14 protein-coding genes and 1 other annotated feature are annotated in these 18,437 nt (G+C 38.3%); of the genes, 6 read left to right on the forward strand and 8 right to left on the reverse strand.

Features of this window, described 5'->3' with window-relative positions; genetic code table 11:
- Window positions 1–80 precede the first annotated feature (80 nt).
- The 5 genes from C9J31_RS17825 to C9J31_RS17845 all read left to right on the forward strand — a co-directional run bounded on the left by C9J31_RS17825 (window position 81) and on the right by C9J31_RS17845 (window position 5,439).
- On the forward strand, window positions 81–1,124 hold the full coding sequence (locus tag C9J31_RS17825) for a DctP family TRAP transporter solute-binding subunit (protein ID WP_107951307.1): 1,044 nt from the start codon (window positions 81–83) through the stop codon (window positions 1,122–1,124).
- A gap of 58 nt (window positions 1,125–1,182) precedes the next feature.
- Window positions 1,183–2,229: a DctP family TRAP transporter solute-binding subunit gene (locus C9J31_RS17830; protein WP_107923344.1), complete on the forward strand. Its 1,047-nt coding sequence runs from the start codon at window positions 1,183–1,185 to the stop codon at window positions 2,227–2,229.
- A 247-nt stretch (window positions 2,230–2,476) separates the two neighbouring features.
- On the forward strand, window positions 2,477–2,974 hold the full coding sequence (locus C9J31_RS17835) for a TRAP transporter small permease (RefSeq protein WP_107951308.1): 498 nt from the start codon (window positions 2,477–2,479) through the stop codon (window positions 2,972–2,974).
- The gene (locus C9J31_RS17840; RefSeq protein WP_107951309.1) at window positions 2,955–4,223 is read left to right on the forward strand and encodes a TRAP transporter large permease; all 1,269 of its coding nucleotides are present in this window, start codon (window positions 2,955–2,957) and stop codon (window positions 4,221–4,223) included. The genes C9J31_RS17835 and C9J31_RS17840 overlap by 20 nt, the downstream gene beginning before the upstream one ends.
- Before the next feature lie 10 nt (window positions 4,224–4,233).
- A complete protein-coding gene (locus C9J31_RS17845; protein WP_107951310.1) occupies window positions 4,234–5,439 on the forward strand; it encodes an MFS transporter in 1,206 nt (401 codons plus the stop codon).
- A 399-nt stretch (window positions 5,440–5,838) separates the two neighbouring features.
- Here C9J31_RS17845 and C9J31_RS17850 read toward each other — a convergent pair whose 3' ends face one another.
- The 4 genes from C9J31_RS17850 to leuS all read right to left on the reverse strand — a co-directional run bounded on the left by C9J31_RS17850 (window position 5,839) and on the right by leuS (window position 12,329).
- Window positions 5,839–7,950 carry an MMPL family transporter gene (locus tag C9J31_RS17850; RefSeq protein WP_107951312.1) on the reverse strand — a complete coding sequence of 704 codons (2,112 nt, stop codon included), beginning with the start codon at window positions 7,948–7,950 and terminating at the stop codon, window positions 5,839–5,841.
- Window positions 7,951–8,103: 153 nt separating this feature from the next.
- Window positions 8,104–9,030: a hypothetical protein gene (locus C9J31_RS17855; protein WP_107951313.1), complete on the reverse strand. Its 927-nt coding sequence runs from the start codon at window positions 9,028–9,030 to the stop codon at window positions 8,104–8,106.
- On the reverse strand, window positions 9,017–9,538 hold the full coding sequence (locus C9J31_RS17860) for a sigma-70 family RNA polymerase sigma factor (RefSeq protein ID WP_107951314.1): 522 nt from the start codon (window positions 9,536–9,538) through the stop codon (window positions 9,017–9,019). Before C9J31_RS17860 ends, C9J31_RS17855 begins: the two co-directional genes overlap by 14 nt.
- A gap of 373 nt (window positions 9,539–9,911) precedes the next feature.
- Window positions 9,912–12,329 (reverse strand): leucine--tRNA ligase, encoded by a 2,418-nt coding sequence (leuS, locus tag C9J31_RS17865; protein ID WP_107951315.1) that lies wholly within the window; start codon window positions 12,327–12,329, stop codon window positions 9,912–9,914.
- Window positions 12,330–12,420: 91 nt separating this feature from the next.
- Window positions 12,421–12,633: a binding site (T-box leader), on the reverse strand.
- Window positions 12,634–12,885: 252 nt separating this feature from the next.
- Between leuS and C9J31_RS17870 the strand changes: the two genes are divergently transcribed.
- The gene (locus C9J31_RS17870) at window positions 12,886–13,449 is read left to right on the forward strand and encodes a transposase (protein ID WP_107951316.1); all 564 of its coding nucleotides are present in this window, start codon (window positions 12,886–12,888) and stop codon (window positions 13,447–13,449) included.
- Window positions 13,450–13,517: 68 nt separating this feature from the next.
- Here the strand turns inward: C9J31_RS17870 and C9J31_RS17875 are convergent.
- The 4 genes from C9J31_RS17875 to C9J31_RS17890 all read right to left on the reverse strand — a co-directional run bounded on the left by C9J31_RS17875 (window position 13,518) and on the right by C9J31_RS17890 (window position 18,351).
- A protein-coding gene (locus C9J31_RS17875; protein WP_211634924.1) for an IS3 family transposase occupies window positions 13,518–14,668 on the reverse strand; the annotation gives its coding sequence in 2 pieces (ribosomal slippage) (window positions 13,518–14,395 and window positions 14,395–14,668; 1,152 coding nt in all).
- A gap of 131 nt (window positions 14,669–14,799) precedes the next feature.
- Window positions 14,800–16,548 carry a SulP family inorganic anion transporter gene (locus C9J31_RS17880; RefSeq protein WP_107951518.1) on the reverse strand — a complete coding sequence of 583 codons (1,749 nt, stop codon included), beginning with the start codon at window positions 16,546–16,548 and terminating at the stop codon, window positions 14,800–14,802.
- Between the two features lie 103 nt (window positions 16,549–16,651).
- Window positions 16,652–17,038, reverse strand: coding sequence for an ArsR/SmtB family transcription factor (locus tag C9J31_RS17885; RefSeq protein ID WP_420798453.1), 387 nt, complete (start codon window positions 17,036–17,038; stop codon window positions 16,652–16,654).
- A gap of 134 nt (window positions 17,039–17,172) precedes the next feature.
- The gene (locus C9J31_RS17890; RefSeq protein ID WP_107951517.1) at window positions 17,173–18,351 is read right to left on the reverse strand and encodes an MDR family MFS transporter; all 1,179 of its coding nucleotides are present in this window, start codon (window positions 18,349–18,351) and stop codon (window positions 17,173–17,175) included.
- Window positions 18,352–18,437: the final 86 nt, after the last annotated feature.

The raw sequence follows: 18,437 nt of genomic DNA on the forward strand, positions 1-18,437 counted from the left end.
AATACCATAATATTGTTTATTTGAATAGATATACTACAATGAAGAACGTTCACATCTTAAATAGATTAGGGGTGAATTATATGTGGAGTAATCGTAGTAAAATCCATTTTGTTAGCGTTCTCATTTTAATAATAATGCTGTTAGTTTCATGTCAACAACGTGATTATCCAGCTGATAATGAGCAATTAAGTCATGAAGAACAAATTGTTATTCGATTTTCGCATGTTGTCGGTGAAAATACGCCAAAAGGAATGGCAGCAATAAAGTTTGCTGAACTCATTAAAGAACGAAGTAATGGCCATGTAGAAATTCAAGTGTTTCCAAACGGAGTTCTCTATAAGGATGGAGAAGAATTAAACGCACTATTGCGCGGCGATATTCAAATGATTGCACCCGCTATTTCTAAAATTACAACACTTGTACCAGAGTGGTCAGTTATGGATTTACCATATGCATTTAAAAATGCTGATGAAGTTCATAGCTATGTAGATAGTGACGTTGGTCAATCTTTAATGAAGAAATTAAACGTACATAATCTATTATCTGTCGGAGTTTGGGATAGCGGATTTAAGCAGCTAAGCAATAGTATCCGGCCCATCGAACATATTAGCGACTTAAAAGATTTACGGATGCGTATTATGCCAAGTGATATTTTAGCAGAGCAATTTTCCAGTGTTGATGCTTATCCAAAGAGGATTGATTTTAATACCGTTTTTAATCAGCTGCAAAAAGGCAATGTCGATGGTCAGGAAAACACATTCACGAATATCACTAGTAAAAATCTTCACTCTTTACAGGACTACTTAACGGTTAGTAATCACGGTTACTTAGGTTATTTACTACTTATGAATAACGAGTTTTGGGACTCCTTACCAAAGGTTGTACAAACACTGCTCATTGACACGCTAGAAGAAGTACAACAATGGGAGTGGCAACTTGCAAAGAATCTTAGTGATGAACGTCTGCAAGAAATGGAAGCTTGTGAATGCATTAATATTCACTACTTATCTAATCAGGACGTGCAAAAATGGGCGTCAGCTTTTGAACCTGTTTATGACTACTATGCAGGAAAGTATGACAGCAAATATATTAACGCACTACCTAAAAATCAATCACATCATTAACTTGAGTTTAAAGGTTGTCCTTTTAACTATAATTAAAACTTTTTAGGGGGATTTTGCAATGAAAAAATGGATTTTCATGTCACTAATGGCTGTGCTTGTACTAGCGCTTGCTGCTTGTGGTGGTGACAAAAAAGAAACAACTTCTGCTCCAGCAGCTGAAGGAGATGGCGGCTATACAAAAGATAAACCGCTTGTCATTAAATTCTCTCACGTAACATCCATTGACAGCGTTAAGGGGAAAGCTGCGGATGCTTTTGCTAAATTAGTAACAGAGAAAACAGATGGTAAAGTGAAAGTGGAAGTTTACCCTTCATCTCAATTATATGGCGATAACGATGAGCTAGATGCGTTAGTATCTGGAAACGTACATATGATTGCACCGTCAGTTACAAAAATGGTGAAAATCGATCCACGTTGGCAATATGTGGACATGCCTTATCTTTTTGAAAACGAAGCGCATGCACGTAAATTCTTTGAATCTGATGTTGCCAAAACAATTCTTGAATCCGATCAATTAGCAAATAACGATATTAAAGGTTTAGTTTTCTGGGAAAATGGTTTCAAACATTTCTCAAATAACAAACACCCACTTGTTAATGTTGCAGACTTTAAAGGGCTAAAATTCCGTGCTCAGGCTGGTAAAGTGCTAGAGGCACAATTCAAGGCTTTACATGCCGGCTCAGCAACAATCGCATTCGGTGAAACGTATGCTGCGTTACAACAAGGAACTGTAGATGGACAAGAAAATACATTTAACAACTTCGATACACAAAAATATCAAGAAGTACAAAAATACTTCTCAGTATCTGAACATGGTCGTCTTGACTATGCGATTTTTGTAAATAAGTCATTTTGGGATAAAATTCCTACTGACTTACTAACGGCAGTTGAAGATTCTTTAACGGAAGCAACAACTTTAGCTTGGGATTTAGCTTCTGAAGAAAACGCAAAATCATATGAAAACATTAAAAACTCTGGCATTGAAGTTATTGAGTTAACACCGGAACAAAAAGAGAAAATCAAGGCTGAACTTGAGCCAGTTTATAAAGAATTCGGTGAAGTTATTACGGAAGAATTAATCAACGGTATTCGTGATTTAAAATAGTTCTTCAAATTTGAGTGTCGATATGGTATCGACACTCACTCTTTTTCTAATAGGTAAATCGCTTACACTTACTCCATACTAGCGGGTGATAAAATTTCCAGCTAAAACATTGTGTTAATCGGAGCAACATCTGTAGGAAGTAAGGAAGTTACCGGCCCGTAAGTACAAATGTCGATATTAACTGCAGTTTTGTACTTTTGTTATTGAATGATAAAAATCAAATGGACAATCTTAAGGAGGCATTAGAATGAAAGCTTTACATAAAGCATGGGGTTATTTAGAAGAGATTCTTGCTGGTTTCTTTTTTGTCACTGGTATAGTACTCATTTTTTTTGGCGTAATCATGCGTTACTTGTTCAACGAACCTCAAGCTTGGGTAGAAGAACTCGCTCGATATACAATCATTTGGGGCACTTTTCTAGGGTTTGGCCTAGCACTGCGCCACAATCAACATATTCAAGTAGACATTTTATACGATCAACTAAAACCTTCGATGAAGCGAATTCTAGACATAGTCGCAACAGGCTTAAGTATCCTGTTCTGCTTAATCTATACGTATTATGGCTTTGTTCTAGTAGAGAACCGTTATACATCTGGCATGGTGTCACTTGATATTGGCATTCCAATGTGGGTTGTCTACTTAGTACTACCTATTTCAGGTATTTTATTCTTACTAAGATTCGTAGAAAGATTAGTCAATATTCTACGTGGAAAGGATGAAGAATATGCTAATCCTCTTACTTAGTTTCTTTATTTTACTTTTCTTACGCGTACCTGTAGCAGTCAGTTTAGCACTATCAACTATTCTTGTATTCTTCCAAATTGATTTTAATATGAACATGATTCCACAACGAATTTTCACTGCACTTGATTCATTCCCGATGATGGCGATTCCAGGGTTTGTTCTTGCTGGGGTGCTAATGGCGCGTGGTGGTATTTCAAAATATTTAATCGAAGCATTACGTGCTTGGATTGGTCACCTTCCTGGAGGGCTTGCAGTAGTAACTATCGTTGCCTGTGCAATCTTTGCTGCCATTTCGGGTTCTTCCCCGGCGACAGCTGCAGCCATCGGCTCTATAATGATTCCTGCAATGATTTCAGCAGGTTATAAAAAACGTTACTCGATGGGTCTTGTTGCTGCTGGTGGTACGCTAGGTATTTTAATTCCACCAAGTGTCCCTTTAATCATCTATGGTATTACATCTGAACAATCCATCGGTGAATTATTCATGGCTGGCGTTATTCCTGGTCTTGCATTAACTGGCATCTTAATCATTGCAGCCATCTTCTACGCAAAAAGAAATGGCTTTAAGGGAGATGAGCCTGCAACTTGGGAGGTGCGTTGGCGGAAGTCCCTAAAAGCAATTTGGGGCGGCTTCTTACCTTTCCTTATTTTAGGTACTATTTATTCTGGTGTTGTAACACCAACTGAATCCGCAGTCATCGCCGTATTTTATGGTTTAATTGTTTCACTTTTCATCTATCGCGAAATGAAACTAAAAGACTTCCGAGAAGTACTAGTAGAATCTATTAATATCACAGCCATGATTTTCTTAATAATCGGTGCCGCTTCCTTATTCGGTTTGTATTTAACAAATGCCCAAGTTCCACAGCAAGTTGGTGCTTGGATTGCAGAAAGTGATATGAACAAATGGATTTTCATGATTATTGTTAATATTTTATTCTTTGTTATGGGGATGTTCTTAGAAGCAGTTTCAATTATTTTAATAACATTACCAATCTTATTACCAATCCTTGTACATTTCGATATCAACCTTATTCACTTTGCTATTATTATGACGATTAACATGGAGCTTGGGATGATTACACCACCAGTTGGTCTAAATCTCTTCGTTGTTAGTGGGATTGCCAAAGAAAAGCTTGGTGAAGTTGTCAAAGGGGTCATTCCGTTTATCGTCTTAATGATTGTGTTCTTAGCTATTGTTGTCTTGCTGCCACAACTATCACTGTGGTTACCAGAGCAAATGAAATAAGGATGTTCTGATGAACACATTCAAAAAGGGTTATTCAATTAAGGATAGGCAATTTTGGGTTATCGTCATGAGCTTAGGTCTTGCATCCGTATTCGTCTTTGCTTCGATGTATTCGGTTCAGCCTTTGCTCCCCTTCTTTACTGTACAATTTAATATATCCGCTTCTTATGCAAGTTTGGCGATGTCGATGACAACATTGTCTGTCATTATAGGCTTATTGGTATTCGGCTTTTTATCTGATCGACACGGGCGTTTACTGTTCATTAAGGTTGCGCTCATTCTCACAGTGATTCCTTTTCTTTTTATGGCATTTAGCGACTCTTTCTTTCATATTGTTGTTTGGCGATTTATACAGGGCTTTGCCATTGCTGGTGTACCAGCAGCGGCACTCGCTTATATTAGTGAAGAGATTGATAGTCAATCGATGGGGCTAGCCACATCCCTTTATATTTCAAGTAATGCACTTGGTGGAACAATCGGTCGCTTAGTCATGGGCTCAGTGACAGAGCGTTATTCTTGGGAAACAGCGTTTCTTTCACTTGCCCTTCTTGGTTTCATCATTTTTATAATCGTTTGGCTAGCACTTCCCAAATCTAAGCATTTTGTACAACATTGTCGATCCATAAAAACAGATGTACACGGTTTTTGGATTCATCTAAAAAACCCAAATCTGCTGATATTATTTGGATTAGGGATTATTTTACAAATATCATTTACAGGAATGTGGACATTTATTCCGTTTCATTTAACAGAACCACCCTTCTCTCTTTCATTAAAAACGATTTCTTTCATTTTTTTAGCCTATAGTTTAGGCATTGTCGGTTCGCCAATCGCTAGTGCTATCGCAGAAAAAATAGGAATTAACAGCATACGAACTATTGGTGTGCTCCTACTAGTTAGTGGTATTGCGCTAACACTAAGCCATTCACTTTTCATCATTATTGTTGGTTTATGCCTTGCTTGTTTGGGTTTCTTTACAGCCCATGCATTAACGTCAGCAACTGTTAGCCGTAGTGCAACCCATCAAAAGGGAAGTGCTTCTAGCTTATATCTCGTTTCTTATTATATTGGTGTCACTTGTGGAAGTTCGTTACTTAGTCCAATATGGGGATTTTATCAATGGCAAGGCATCGTAATCATGACAATAATTCTCCCTATTCTTTATATACTTTTTTTAACTATCACACATAATAGAAGAAAAAGTGAATGCTATTAGTAAGAAGAATGGAGCGAAACAAAAAAGAGATGTTCTCTTAAAAGAGGCATCTTTCAGATTGTAGACAAACTCAAATTTCTTTAAAGTTTGTCTACAGTCTTTTTCTTTTAGAATACTAGTAAGAAACCGTTGAAATCCGTTCCAGGCACCGCTCCAACTAATTATTTGCGAAGGGTCTCCGCAAAACTGAATTTTCCGCACGTGCTGTGTCTGTTGCGGAAGTGTCACGCCTTCCACGCCAATCAACTTGTACCGCCTACTGATTCTATTACGCTCAGAATCTGGGACGAAAAATCAATGAATCAAACATGTTTTGAGACAACTTCTTTCTTTCAGTGAGGCATGTTAGCATTTATTAACGATTGCATCTGTATGCCTAATGATCATTTATTCAACACTTTACTCGTTCAATTTTTTGGGCCAGAAACTCCACTTTCCTAATAACACAATAATGGCTGGAATAATGATTGGACGAACAAGGAATGTATCAACTAATACCCCTACAAATACTGCAAAACCAAATGCTCGTAATTCCATTACTGGTTGTGTCATTAAAACCGCGAATGTTGCAGCTAATAGCAAACCAGCGGACGAAATAACACTACCAGTTTTCCCCACACCTTCTAGAACCGCTTCCTTGATTGGCAAGTGACGTTTTTCCTCACGAATACGAGACATAAGCATGATGGAATAATCCACACCAAGAGCGACGATAAAGACAAATGTATAGAGTGGAATACGATAGCTCACGCCTGTGTAACCAAGTAAGTCCTGGAAAAAGAACACCATAATTCCTAGTGCAGCACCGAATGATAATAAAATGGTCGCTATCATATAAAGCGGTGCAAGTAGTGACCGTGTTTGGATACCAAGCATCACTGTAATTAAGATCGTCATGATAACAGCTACACGCCACTCATCTCCTTGACTGACTGCACGAATATCAGCTTGCTGCGCTGTTTCACCAGCTACATGCAAATCACCCTCAATTTTTGCATGAGCTAAAATGGTATCTGCATGGGCACGGATTTGCTCTATATGATCGTAGGCCGATTCCGAATATGGATTTTCATCTAGTATAACGTTTAATTTTACAATGCTGGCATCCTTTTCGGCAATCACATGACCTTGCGCTGTCACTTTTTCAATACCTTCTTGCTTTTCTAAAGCGCTCATAATATCTGTAATTTGTGCCTCTGTTAAATCTGCTTTGGCGTCAATAATTGCCGTTGTGGGCGCAATTTCCCCTGGAGAAAAAGCTTTTTCTAGTTGCTTAAATCCCTGTACTGATGACATTTCGCTTGGGAATGAATCGAGTAAATTAAATGTATACGTAATATGCTTCACTTGATAGGTAAAAATAAGTAATATCACTAGCACGGGTACCATGGCGAGAAGCGGCTTATTAGTAACAACACGTGCTACCCGATGCCAAAAGCCCTCTTTTTCTACATTTACTTTACGTTTGCGGGGATTGAATGGCCAAAAGGCCTTGTCTCCAGCTATAGCAAATAATGCAGGGATTAACGTTAAGCCAGCCACTAAAATAATAAGCACCGCAACTGCAAATACGGGTGCAAAATTTCGATAGGATTCATACACTGCAAAGAATAGTGTCAGCATTCCCAGCATCACTGTACCACCACTAAATACTATCGGCTCTGTTACAAATTTCACCGCATTTTTCATCGCTTCATTCGTAGTTAAGCCTTTTTCTAATTCTTCACGGAAGCGAGCGAAAATCAGTAACGAATAATCAGTAATTACAGCAAACAGTAAAATCATCATGATTGAAAGTGCCTGACTATCAATCGGAAATACCTCGGCTTTCCCCATCAATCCGAGTACTTTATCTACAATCACATACGTAATACCTGCTCCGATTAATGGAATTAATGAAAGTAATGGCGAACGATAAATTACAATGAGCAATACCAAAATGACAGCTACCGTTCCTAAAATAAGAACAACATCCGCTTTAGAGAACATCTCATACGTATCTGCTACAATACCAGTTGGCCCTGTAAAGAATGCATCCACAGTAGGAATTGCTTCGGCAGTTTTTTCTTTTAAGATATCTAATTCTTTTTTGACTGCCTTCGTTTCATTTCCTTCTGGGAAAACAATTGGCATAAAGAATGTTGTTTTATCTTCAGCAACAAATGATGTCCATGCTTGCTCTGGCATTTGTGATAATGGCACGACCGCTAAATCGTAATTGGATGTAGCCATCACTGCTTCTACCTTTGTCATATACTCCTTAATAGTAGCATTGTCAAAGCCCTGCTCATCATGCAACACAACAAATAATGGTAAACCTTGTGATGCAGGATAATAATTCTTTACCATTTGTTGGGCTTGAATGGATAAAGCATTGTCTGGCAAGCCTGCATTTTTACTAGGTGAAGTCACTTCTTTTGCCCCTGGTGCAACAGCTGACAACACAATCATCACAAGTAACCATGTAAATAAAATAGCCAACCAACGTTTTTTCTCTGCAAATTTTTTCATCTTGTTCACTCCTCTATATTCTTTACATTTGCAATTGTAAAAGAAGAAAATGAACTTTAGATGAACTAAAAGAATAAATACATACCAGTCTTAGCGATTATGGAAAGAGCACGCGATGTAATGATTTAACTTACAGCTACTTCTGTACAAGTGCTAAATTATTATCATTATAATAATTAAGATACTGATAAGCCAAACAACTATAGACAGCAGATGCTCTGTTAAGCGATAGCCAAATAGATGATTAATGGATATACTCATCATCATGGTGAAGGTTAGCATTACTAAAATAACTGGCTTATATAGTAACCACTCCGACACCATCAGCAGATAGATTACGAAAAACACCACTACAGAAAAAATTCGTTCCACTATTTTATGCATCTGACTTGCATAACGATCTTTCCTTTTACTCCCTAACTTTCTCCGCGTTACATACTCTACTGTGGCAAGCGATAGCATGAAAATAACTAGTACTTTCACCTTTGGCTTGATACCTAAATCATTTGCTATCAATGCTAGGATATTTTTGGCCGCTTCACCCTCTACAACATAAAATATATTTGTCTGCATATCGATAAAGCCAAGCCCCGTTTCATAGGCTTTTAATTTTAGCTGTAGTATCTGACCATCCTTGAATTCTATATAAATATCCTGGTAACTACCTTGACTGCTCATCTCCCCTACCCCTAAACGAGCATGATCTAACAGTTCTTGCAGTAGCTGTTTATCTCGTTTAGCTTCAAAGTTATCTTGTAGGACATTCCATGCATACTTCTGTGCCGCGAACGTCCATCGATCGTTATTATTGGTGACTGTAAATTTCTTAATTGAGGGCTGTTCCTTCATCACTTCGTCTAGTTGGGCAATTGTCTGTCGTTCATCGGTTTTTGTCCAAGGTCCAGCGAGTATGGAGAGAACTAAAATAGATAACGTTGCAAATAGCACAACAGAATACTGCCAATGCACCTTTTTTCTAGATGGTTTCTTCGTTTGTTGTAATATGCTCTCTTTTAACTGCTGTGAAAAAAGAGCATCTTCACCAAGTTCACGATTTAATTTGTCCTTAAAAGATGTCATCTTCTAGCACCTCCCAATCGCTTTGTTCGAGTTTTCCTTGTAGTCTGTGTCTTGCACGGCGTAACCTTGTTTTTACTGTATTTTCACTACAAGCAAGCACATCTGCTATGTCACCCACTTTTAGTTCCTGGTAATAATAAAGAACTAGCACTTCTCTATAAACAATCGGTAGCTCAAACAGAGCTGTTTTTAAAGTTATTCGCTCATCAGCTTCAATTAAATCCGTTTCTGGCGTACGTTTACTTGCCCTAATATGGATCTTTTCAAATAACAGATATCGTTTATTTTTCCAACTGCGTAAATGATCATGACTTTTATGTACAGTAATTTTCACTAAATATGTTTTTAGCGAAGCTCTTTGTTCAAAGCAATGCTGTTGACGATAATAGGCGAGAAACACATCCTGTACAATTTCTTCTGCAATCGCCCAGTCTTTTACGTACAAATAAGCGACTCGGAGACAATATTCACCGTGTTCATCCATAATGGCTGCCAATTGCTCACTCAAACAAACACCTCCTTTTCCCGTTCTCTCTATAGTCGTCAGGAATCTTCACTTGGTTTCAGTATAGAGAAAAAAGTGCCCAAATACTGGACACTTTTTCTAAATATCGATAAGCATTCTCCTATTTGAGTGATGTAATGACTAATGACTAGGTCCTTCTAGCGGCTAACATTCTCTAGTTGAAACGATCTGCGGGATAACTGTGAATTCCCTTATTAAAAAGAAACATTTCTTTACTATAACAATAAAAGATGGAATATATTTTACCTATTCTTAACTTCATGCCCATATGAATCTTTCCTAAAACTACATCAATAAAAAAAGAACCGAGTAATGTGCTTATCATAAGCATATTACTCGGTTCTCCACAAATTATTTATTTTACAACGATGTTCACAAGCTTACCTGGAATCACAATTACTTTTACTAAAGTTTTGCCCGCCATATATTCCTGTACTTTGTCGTCTGCTAATGCTACCTTTTCAATATCTTCTTTGGAAGCATCTTTTGCGACAATAATTTTCGCACGTACTTTACCTGCTACTTGGACAGCCACTTCTACTTCGTCATCCACTAATTTGGATTCATCATATGCTGGCCATTCTTCGTACGAAATTGACCCTTCGTGTCCAAGCAATTGCCATAATTCTTCTGCAACGTGAGGCACGATTGGTGCAAGCATCTTCACAAAGCCTTGTGCGTAAGCTGTTGGCACTACATCAGCTTTATAGCAATCATTAATGAATACCATCATTTGTGAAATAGCCGTATTAAAGCGAATACCTTCATAGTCTTCTGTCACTTTTTTCACTGTTTGGTGGAATGATTTTTCAAGGGACTTATCTTTTGACACTTGAATTTTCTCTGATAACGTACCTTCTTCTTCATTGACAAATAGACGCCAAATGCGATCTAAGAAACGACGAGCACCGTCTAAGCCATTCGTTGACCATGCAACAGAAGCCTCAAGAGGACCCATGAACATTTCATAGAGACGCAATGTATCTGCACCATGAGAGGCAATGATTTCATCTGGGTTCACAACATTGCCTTTTGATTTAGACATTTTTTCGTTACCTTCTCCAAGAATCATCCCTTGGTTGAATAGCTTTTGGAATGGTTCTTTCGTGTGTACTACGCCTAAATCGTATAGAACTTTATGCCAGAAGCGTGCGTAAAGTAAATGCAGTACCGCATGTTCCGCTCCACCGATATATATATCAACCGGTAACCAGCGTTTTAGTAACTCTGGATCTGCAATTGCTTCCGTATTGTTCGGATCGATATAGCGCAGGAAGTACCAACTTGAACCTGCCCATTGTGGCATTGTATTCGTTTCGCGACGTCCCTTCTTGCCTGTTTCAGGATCTACAACATTGACCCAATCTGTAATATTAGCCAGTGGTGATTCACCTGTACCAGAAGGACGAATATTATCTGTTTTCGGTAGCATTAATGGTAATTCTGATTCTGGTACTGGAGTCGTTGTACCATCTTCCCAATGAATCATTGGAATCGGCTCACCCCAATAACGTTGACGGGAGAATAGCCAGTCACGTAGACGATAAGAAATTTTCTTCTCACCCACACCTTTTTGCTCTAACCATTCGATCGCTTTAGCGATTGCTTCCACTTTTTCAAGACCATCTAAGAAACCAGAGTTAATATGTTTACCATCGCCAGTGAACGCTTCATTTTCGATGTCTCCACCTTCAAGCACTGCTTTAATATCTAAACCAAATTCTTTGGCAAATTCATAGTCACGCTCATCATGTGCAGGAACTGCCATAATTGCGCCTGTACCGTAAGTAGCAAGAACATAATCAGCAATCCAAATTGGCATTTTCTCGCCATTTACGGGGTTTACTGCATAAGCGCCTGTGAAGACACCTGTTTTTTCTTTCGCTAAATCTGTTCGCTCTAAGTCGGATTTTAATTTTACTTTATCTAGATACGTTTCAACTGCTTGTTTTTGATCAGCAGTTGTAATTTGCGCCACTAATTTATGTTCTGGTGCAAGTACTGCGTAAGTTGCACCAAATAATGTATCTGGGCGTGTTGTAAAGACAGTAAAGTTTTTGTCCGTACCCTTAATGTCAAATGTTACTTCTGCACCTTCTGAACGGCCAATCCAGTTACGTTGCATATCTTTGATTGATTCTGGCCAGTCTACATCTTCTAAATCATCGATTAAACGATCCGCATAAGCAGTAATTTTTAGCATCCATTGCTTCATTGGACGACGTTCTACTGGGTGACCACCACGCTCTGATTTCCCATCAATGACTTCTTCGTTCGCAAGGACTGTTCCTAATGCTGGGCACCAGTTTACAGCGACTTCATCTATATATGCTAAACCTTTTTTATACAGTTGAATGAAAATCCATTGTGTCCATTTGTAGTATTCTGGATCTGTTGTGTTAATCTCTCGATCCCAGTCATAGCTAAAACCTAATTCTTGAATTTGACGCTTGAATGTAGCAATATTTTTTGCCGTAAATTCAGCTGGGTCATTTCCAGTATCTAGTGCATATTGTTCTGCTGGTAATCCAAATGCATCCCAGCCCATTGGATGTAACACATTGTAGCCTTGCATACGCTTGAAGCGCGAAAGGATATCTGTTGCTGTATAACCTTCTGGATGTCCTACATGAAGACCTGCACCAGATGGATACGGGAACATGTCTAATGCATAAAATTTCGGTTTGTCCGTTTCATTTTCTGTTTTAAATGTTTTGTTGTCAGCCCAATATTGCTGCCATTTTTTTTCGATTTGTTGATGAATAAAACTCAAGTGATTTCCTCCTTTTATATGTGGGGTGCTACTTACTGTTAGAATTGACAAAATATTTAAAAAATAAAAAAACTCGCCCCTTTCTTCGTTAGAAAGGGACGAGAGAATTCGTATCTCCCGCGGTACCACCCAAATTAGTGATCACACTCGGCTCAAGCTTCCTTAACGCGGAAGGAACGGCACACGTGGATTTCACGCGAGCAGACTCAGCAGGCGAGTTCAATTTGCTTTCTTACTAGCTTCCACCACCCGCTAGCTCTCTAAAAAGAACGCCAAATCTACTATTCCTCATCACTGTCTTTACATGTATTGCATTTATTCTAATGGAAAGTTCAAAAAAGCACAAGTGCTTTCCTTTTTGGTGCCTGGCACCCACACAATTCTCAAACAATTAGCAAAAAAATTTTTTCATGGTTATTTTTATAGGGATTTCAAAATTATCAGTGTTTTTCTGTCATCAAAATGAAAATATTAGTTATTTTTAAGGCATGTGTGTATTTGACGAGACTGGTCATCATTTTTATGCTAAAGAAAACTACTTAGGAGGGAAAGTCTTATGGCTAGAAAAAAGCGTCAGTGGTCCCCATATCATTACAATCATGTCGTGATGCGTGGTAATAATCGCCAAATTATTTTTAGTAACTCTGCTGATTACCAAGCGTTTTTTCGTGTCCTGCAATATGCCCATCAAAAATATACATTTAGTATCGTCGCTTATTGCATTATGTCTAAGCACTATCATCTGCTTATACGTTCCCCTGAAGTGCCGTTAGGGAAAGTTATGGCTATTATTAACCGCCGTTACAGTGAATACTTCAAACAGAAATATCAATATACTGGTCAGCTTTACGAGCGTCGATATTTCGCAGAGCTTGTTCCCTCCCCCATAGGCATGCTCACCGTAAGTCGCTACATTCACCGCAACCCCATCTCAACAAACACGCCGATAGTTGAAAAAATGGAACACTATCCATACAGTTCCTATCAGCACTACAAGTACAATATTCCCTCGCACCACTCTTTTCTTGATACAACTTTACTAAAAACCTTTTTACCCCAAAACTCACACGCCTATTGCCATTATTGTGAGGAAGAACAAAACGAGCAATTGATGCACTGAACACAAAAAACTCCGGATGAGATTTTCGGGACTGACCCCTGTATATAAGACAGAGATCAAAAAAGCATTTACCCAACCAGTTGTCGATATTGTACCGGCGACTGGTTGTTTAGTTTCGCTTGTATTCGGATATAGTTATAATACTTTACATAGTCTTTGACAGTTTGTTCTACGATTGCCGTCGTAGTACGCCTTAAATTGTCTAAGTAAAATGTTTCAGACTTTAATGCAGAATGAAATGATTCAATTGGGGCATTGTCAGCGGGCGTACCTTTACGGGACATGCTCATGATAATGCCTTTCCCTTTTACGGCCTGTTGATATCGATAAGACGTGTACACCGAACCTTGGTCACTGTGTAGTGTACACCCATCGGGTAAAGTACCTAGTTGGGATAAGGTATTCAACACAAAATCAGTATCTTGGCAATCACCAATCGAGTAGGCGATAATCTCGCCATTATATAAATCTTGAATACTTGAAAGATACAATTGTTTCTGACCAAATGGCAAGTAAGTAATATCGGTAACGAGCTTTTGTAAAGGTGCAGTTGCCTCAAAATTACGGTTCAATAAATTATCTGCGATATAGTAGGGTTGTCCAGTTTGTTTCCGTTTTTTTACTTTTACTCGACACTGCCAACCATATTTTTGCATGATACGTTGCACGACTTTATGATTCACGCGTATTTCTTGGCGTAAGAGTGCAGTAATTTTCCGATAACCATATCGGAATTTATGCGCACGACAGAGTTCTCCAATATGTCGTTCAATCGCCTGACGAGACCTTGCATCCGCAGATGCCTGTTTCCAACGATAGTAGGTAGATCGTGCAATTCCTAAATGTGCACATATATCCTTCACGCACAACGTTTCTTTTAGCGTCTCTACTAACTGTACAGCTACTTCTCCAACCACTTCCTCTCCAACTCTGCGTACTTTTTTAAAACCTCAATTTGTTGCTTTAAATAACGGTTCTCCATTACTAATTTTGTTTGTTCATTCTCATATTCAGGACCTTTACCAAAGGTATATTGTTTACCTACAGGTTGTTCAAATCGGTGTATTTCTCCGTTTCTATACCAACGCATCCATGTTTCCACTTGTGTTTTATGCCTTATATTTAATTCAATTAAAACCTGCTTCGTTGGTATACCAGCCAATCGCATCTCAATAGCCTTCATTTTTACTTCGTATGGATAACTCACTCTTGTTCCCATAGAAAAAACACCTCCTAATTGAAGTTTAGGTATCTAAACCCGAATTCAATCGAAGATGCTTTTTTTATTTGTCTATACTTTTGGGGTCAGTTCCTTCCTCATACGGAGCTTTTTTTAATTGTAGTAAATTGTCAGAATTTTTCGTGTGCCAGGCACCCCGGTTTCCCTGGTTTCGATAGTTCTGTGCATTCACGGAACGCAAAATGCTTGCACCCTACACATTGCGTTTCATCCAAATAACTTAGAGCTTTATTGATAGCATCTCCTGTGTGCGGATAGAAGTTTTCTTCACCAATTTTCTCATATAAGCCATTTCGCCGAAGTGCCTCTTTTAATTCCGCTTGCACACCTGTGATTAACACTGTGCCACCTCGATTTGTGAAACTTTCCACTATATTGCTAAAATAAGATTCACCTGTAGAATCCATGAAGGGCACTTTACTCATTCGTAAAATTAAAATTTTTGGATGATAATGAAGTGAATTTAAAATCGTTTGCTCAAAAGTTTGTGCTGCACCGAAAAATAATGGCCCTTCAATTGTGTAAATACTAACTTGCGGACAATCATGTTTTTGATTGACCACATTCGGTTGCACCTTGCCACTCGTTTTAGAATGATCTGGTAAAACCTTCGAGACTACAAGCTTCTCACTCATGCGCTTCGCAAATAATACAACCGCTAAAACAAGACCAACTTCAACAGCCAATGTTAAACTCGTGAAAACCGTAAGTAAAAATGTAATAAGCAGAACAAGTGAATCTCCCGATTTCAATTTTACAATATGTGCAAAATGCCGCTGTTCACTCATATTCCAAGCAACGACCATTAAAACAGGCGCCATACTTGCCAATGGAATATGAGAAGCATAAGGGGCTAATAACAATAGTGTCACTAACACAAATACCCCATGAATAATGCCTGACACCGGCGAAGCTGCACCCGTCTTAATATTGGTAGCGGTACGAGCAATGGCACCCGTTGCAGGAATCCCTCCAAATAAAGGCGTTACAATATTAGCAATCCCTTGTCCAACAAGCTCCCGATTGCTGTTATGTTTACTATTTGTCATACCATCCGCTACGACTGCCGATAATAGGGATTCAATCCCTCCAAGCATAGCAATGACAAATGCAGGTCCTATTAATAATTGAATACGCTCGAATGTAATTTCAGGAATCGAAAATTTTGGTAAGGTATTAGGAATTTCACCATAGGCTGTTGCAATTGTCGCTACTTGTCCTGAGAAGAACAATGTTGCGATAAGTGTAGAAATAACAATTCCAGCTAGAGCTCCTGGTACTTTTGGCAATATTTTTGGTGTTGCAAGAATTATTACAAGACTAATGATGGCTATTAAAATACTATAATAATTTGTCGTGCCTACATGCATGACAAGTTCTTTTATATTCGCAATAAAATACTCGTGTCGTTTAATACCTGTTAGACCTAGAAAATTAGCAATTTGACCTGTAAAAATAATTACTGCAATACCAGCTGTGAATCCGATAGTTACAGGCCGTGGGATAAATTTTATGAGCGTGCCTAACTTAAAAGTCCCCATTAAACATAACATAATGCCAGCCATCAAACCGGCAATCAATAATTTTTCATAACCATAAGTGAGCACGATACCTAACAGAATTGGGACAAATGCGCCTGTAGGTCCCCCTATTTGATATTTCGAACCTCCAAATACCGAGATAAGTATCCCTGCGATACATGCTGTATAAATACCATACTCAGGTTTAACACCTGACGCAATCGCGAAGGACATTGCTAATGGGATGGCAACAATACCGACAATAATGCCTGACAGTAAATCTTTTTTAAAAAGACCAACAGAATATCCTTCAAGCCGCCCTGTAAACTGTGACTTCATAGTAAATCTTCCCTTCGAATTAATTCATCGAATCAAGTTAGCAAGATTACCTTTCATTAGAATTCAGGATACTTTCCAAGGAGATAAAAGATAATCTCTTATATCATGTCATCGTATTTTCACTGACAGTCATTTCTTCTAATCTTGAAATGGTATTGACTAAATGATTGTTAAAAATTTTCTTTGCAACGTCTAGTAATTCTATAATCATCGGATCACTCAAAGAATAGTAAACTTTTTTACCCTCTTTCGTCCCATATACAATATTCTTCGTCCGCAAGACACTCAGCTGTTGGGAAACGGCTGAACCTTCTTTCTCAAGACAGCTTTGAATTTCATTCACACTTTTCTTACCATCAACCAATAATTCAAGAATCCTTATGCGTAATGGATGTGCTAAAGCTTTAAAAAAATCAGCTTTAAATTGTTGTAAACCTTCTTCCACGTAGTTCCCCCCATTCTGACTGTACTTTGTGACTAGGCTTATCATGTTTATATATTCAAATATTTGAATATGTATGATTGTAATCCTTAACCCAATTGATTTCAACTACAAAATAAAAAAAGCGTATGAAAAATCTGCTTTAGCACACTTTTCACACACTTAATATCTGATTCTCATATTTAATCTATAATTATATGATTTCTTTTTAACGGACGATCATACAGTAGGCATGGGATAATGGCCATTAACACAATAACGACTAAAATCGATACAAGCACAATCATACCGAACTGATCAACCATTATGCCACCGAATAAAGGACCAATCATACGACCGCCAGTCGCTGCGCTATTAATAATGCCCTGATAGAAGCCTTGACGCCCTTTTGGGGCAAGCAGATTGGCAATAGTCGGTAAGGCAGGCGTATAGAATATTTCGCCGAATGTTAAAACAACCATTGCAGCGGCAAACATTTTAAAGTCGCTCGCAAATGCAATAATCCCAAATGATATCGCAATCAGAATAACTCCAAATACTAATTGAGTTTTTAATTTATCTTCCCAACGCTTCACCAATGGCGCGATTAATGGTTGGGCTAAAACAATAAGTAAGCCATTAATCGTCCAGAGTAAACTATATTGCTTTAAGCCAAGACCTAAATCCTGCGTATAGGAAGAAATAGTCGCACTCCATTGTGAATAAGCAAGCCAACATAACACAGATGATGAACTAAGTATTAACAATGCATAGAATGGCGCTTTATTTATGATGCGTTTACTTTCACTCACTACATTTTTAGGCGCAATGCTTCTCGCATCTAACCCTTTAAAAGTCAATAATGCAATAAAGAAAAACAGAGTATACATCCCTAAATTTACCATAAATACGTAGTCAAATCTATAATCTGCGACAATGCCTGCAAGGGCAGGACCTACTGCGACACCTAAATTTTGTGCTAAGTAAATCGAGTTAAACGCCTTGCGACCTCCCTCAGGCCAAGCCGCTCCGGCTAATGCAAACATCCCAGGGAAGACAATACCGCCACTAAAACCAAGAATCGTTAAGAACCACACATAATGTGGCCATCCATGCCAAATGGTTAGTCCGATTAAGGAAACAATCGTCAATAAAATACCTAACATAATTGACTTATAGCCACCTATTCTATCAAATAAATAACCACCTAGTAGATTGCCTAACACACCCGCAGCTGAATTCAGCATCAATACAAAGCCAGCCATTGCAAGTGACTTACCTAAATAGTCATGCATATATATGGCATTTAAAGGCCATAAAAAAGAGTTGCCCGTTGTGTTCACAAGCATACCGATAATTAGAAACCAAACACTTTTTGGCATATCATGTCCTCCGTTATTTCGCTACTCTAAATAGTTAGTTTATGCTGAAATATGAAAATGTACAAGGAAAATAAATTTACCTTTCC

The sequence above is a fragment of the Lysinibacillus parviboronicapiens genome (assembly GCF_003049605.2).
GTDB classification, from domain to species: domain Bacteria; phylum Bacillota; class Bacilli; order Bacillales_A; family Planococcaceae; genus Lysinibacillus; species Lysinibacillus parviboronicapiens.

Coding starts and splice junctions, on each gene's coding strand:
- C9J31_RS17850 (WP_107951312.1), bottom strand. CDS start 7,950: ATGAAAAAATTTGCAGAGAAAAAACGTTGGTTGGCTATTTTATTTACA.
- C9J31_RS17825 (WP_107951307.1), top strand. CDS start 81: ATGTGGAGTAATCGTAGTAAAATCCATTTTGTTAGCGTTCTCATTTTA.
- C9J31_RS17845 (WP_107951310.1), top strand. CDS start 4,234: ATGAACACATTCAAAAAGGGTTATTCAATTAAGGATAGGCAATTTTGG.
- C9J31_RS17885 (WP_420798453.1), bottom strand. CDS start 17,038: ATGATAAGCCTAGTCACAAAGTACAGTCAGAATGGGGGGAACTACGTG.
- C9J31_RS17880 (WP_107951518.1), bottom strand. CDS start 16,548: ATGAAGTCACAGTTTACAGGGCGGCTTGAAGGATATTCTGTTGGTCTT.
- C9J31_RS17835 (WP_107951308.1), top strand. CDS start 2,477: ATGAAAGCTTTACATAAAGCATGGGGTTATTTAGAAGAGATTCTTGCT.
- C9J31_RS17890 (WP_107951517.1), bottom strand. CDS start 18,351: ATGCCAAAAAGTGTTTGGTTTCTAATTATCGGTATGCTTGTGAACACA.
- C9J31_RS17855 (WP_107951313.1), bottom strand. CDS start 9,030: ATGACATCTTTTAAGGACAAATTAAATCGTGAACTTGGTGAAGATGCT.
- C9J31_RS17870 (WP_107951316.1), top strand. CDS start 12,886: ATGGCTAGAAAAAAGCGTCAGTGGTCCCCATATCATTACAATCATGTC.
- C9J31_RS17830 (WP_107923344.1), top strand. CDS start 1,183: ATGAAAAAATGGATTTTCATGTCACTAATGGCTGTGCTTGTACTAGCG.
- C9J31_RS17840 (WP_107951309.1), top strand. CDS start 2,955: ATGCTAATCCTCTTACTTAGTTTCTTTATTTTACTTTTCTTACGCGTA.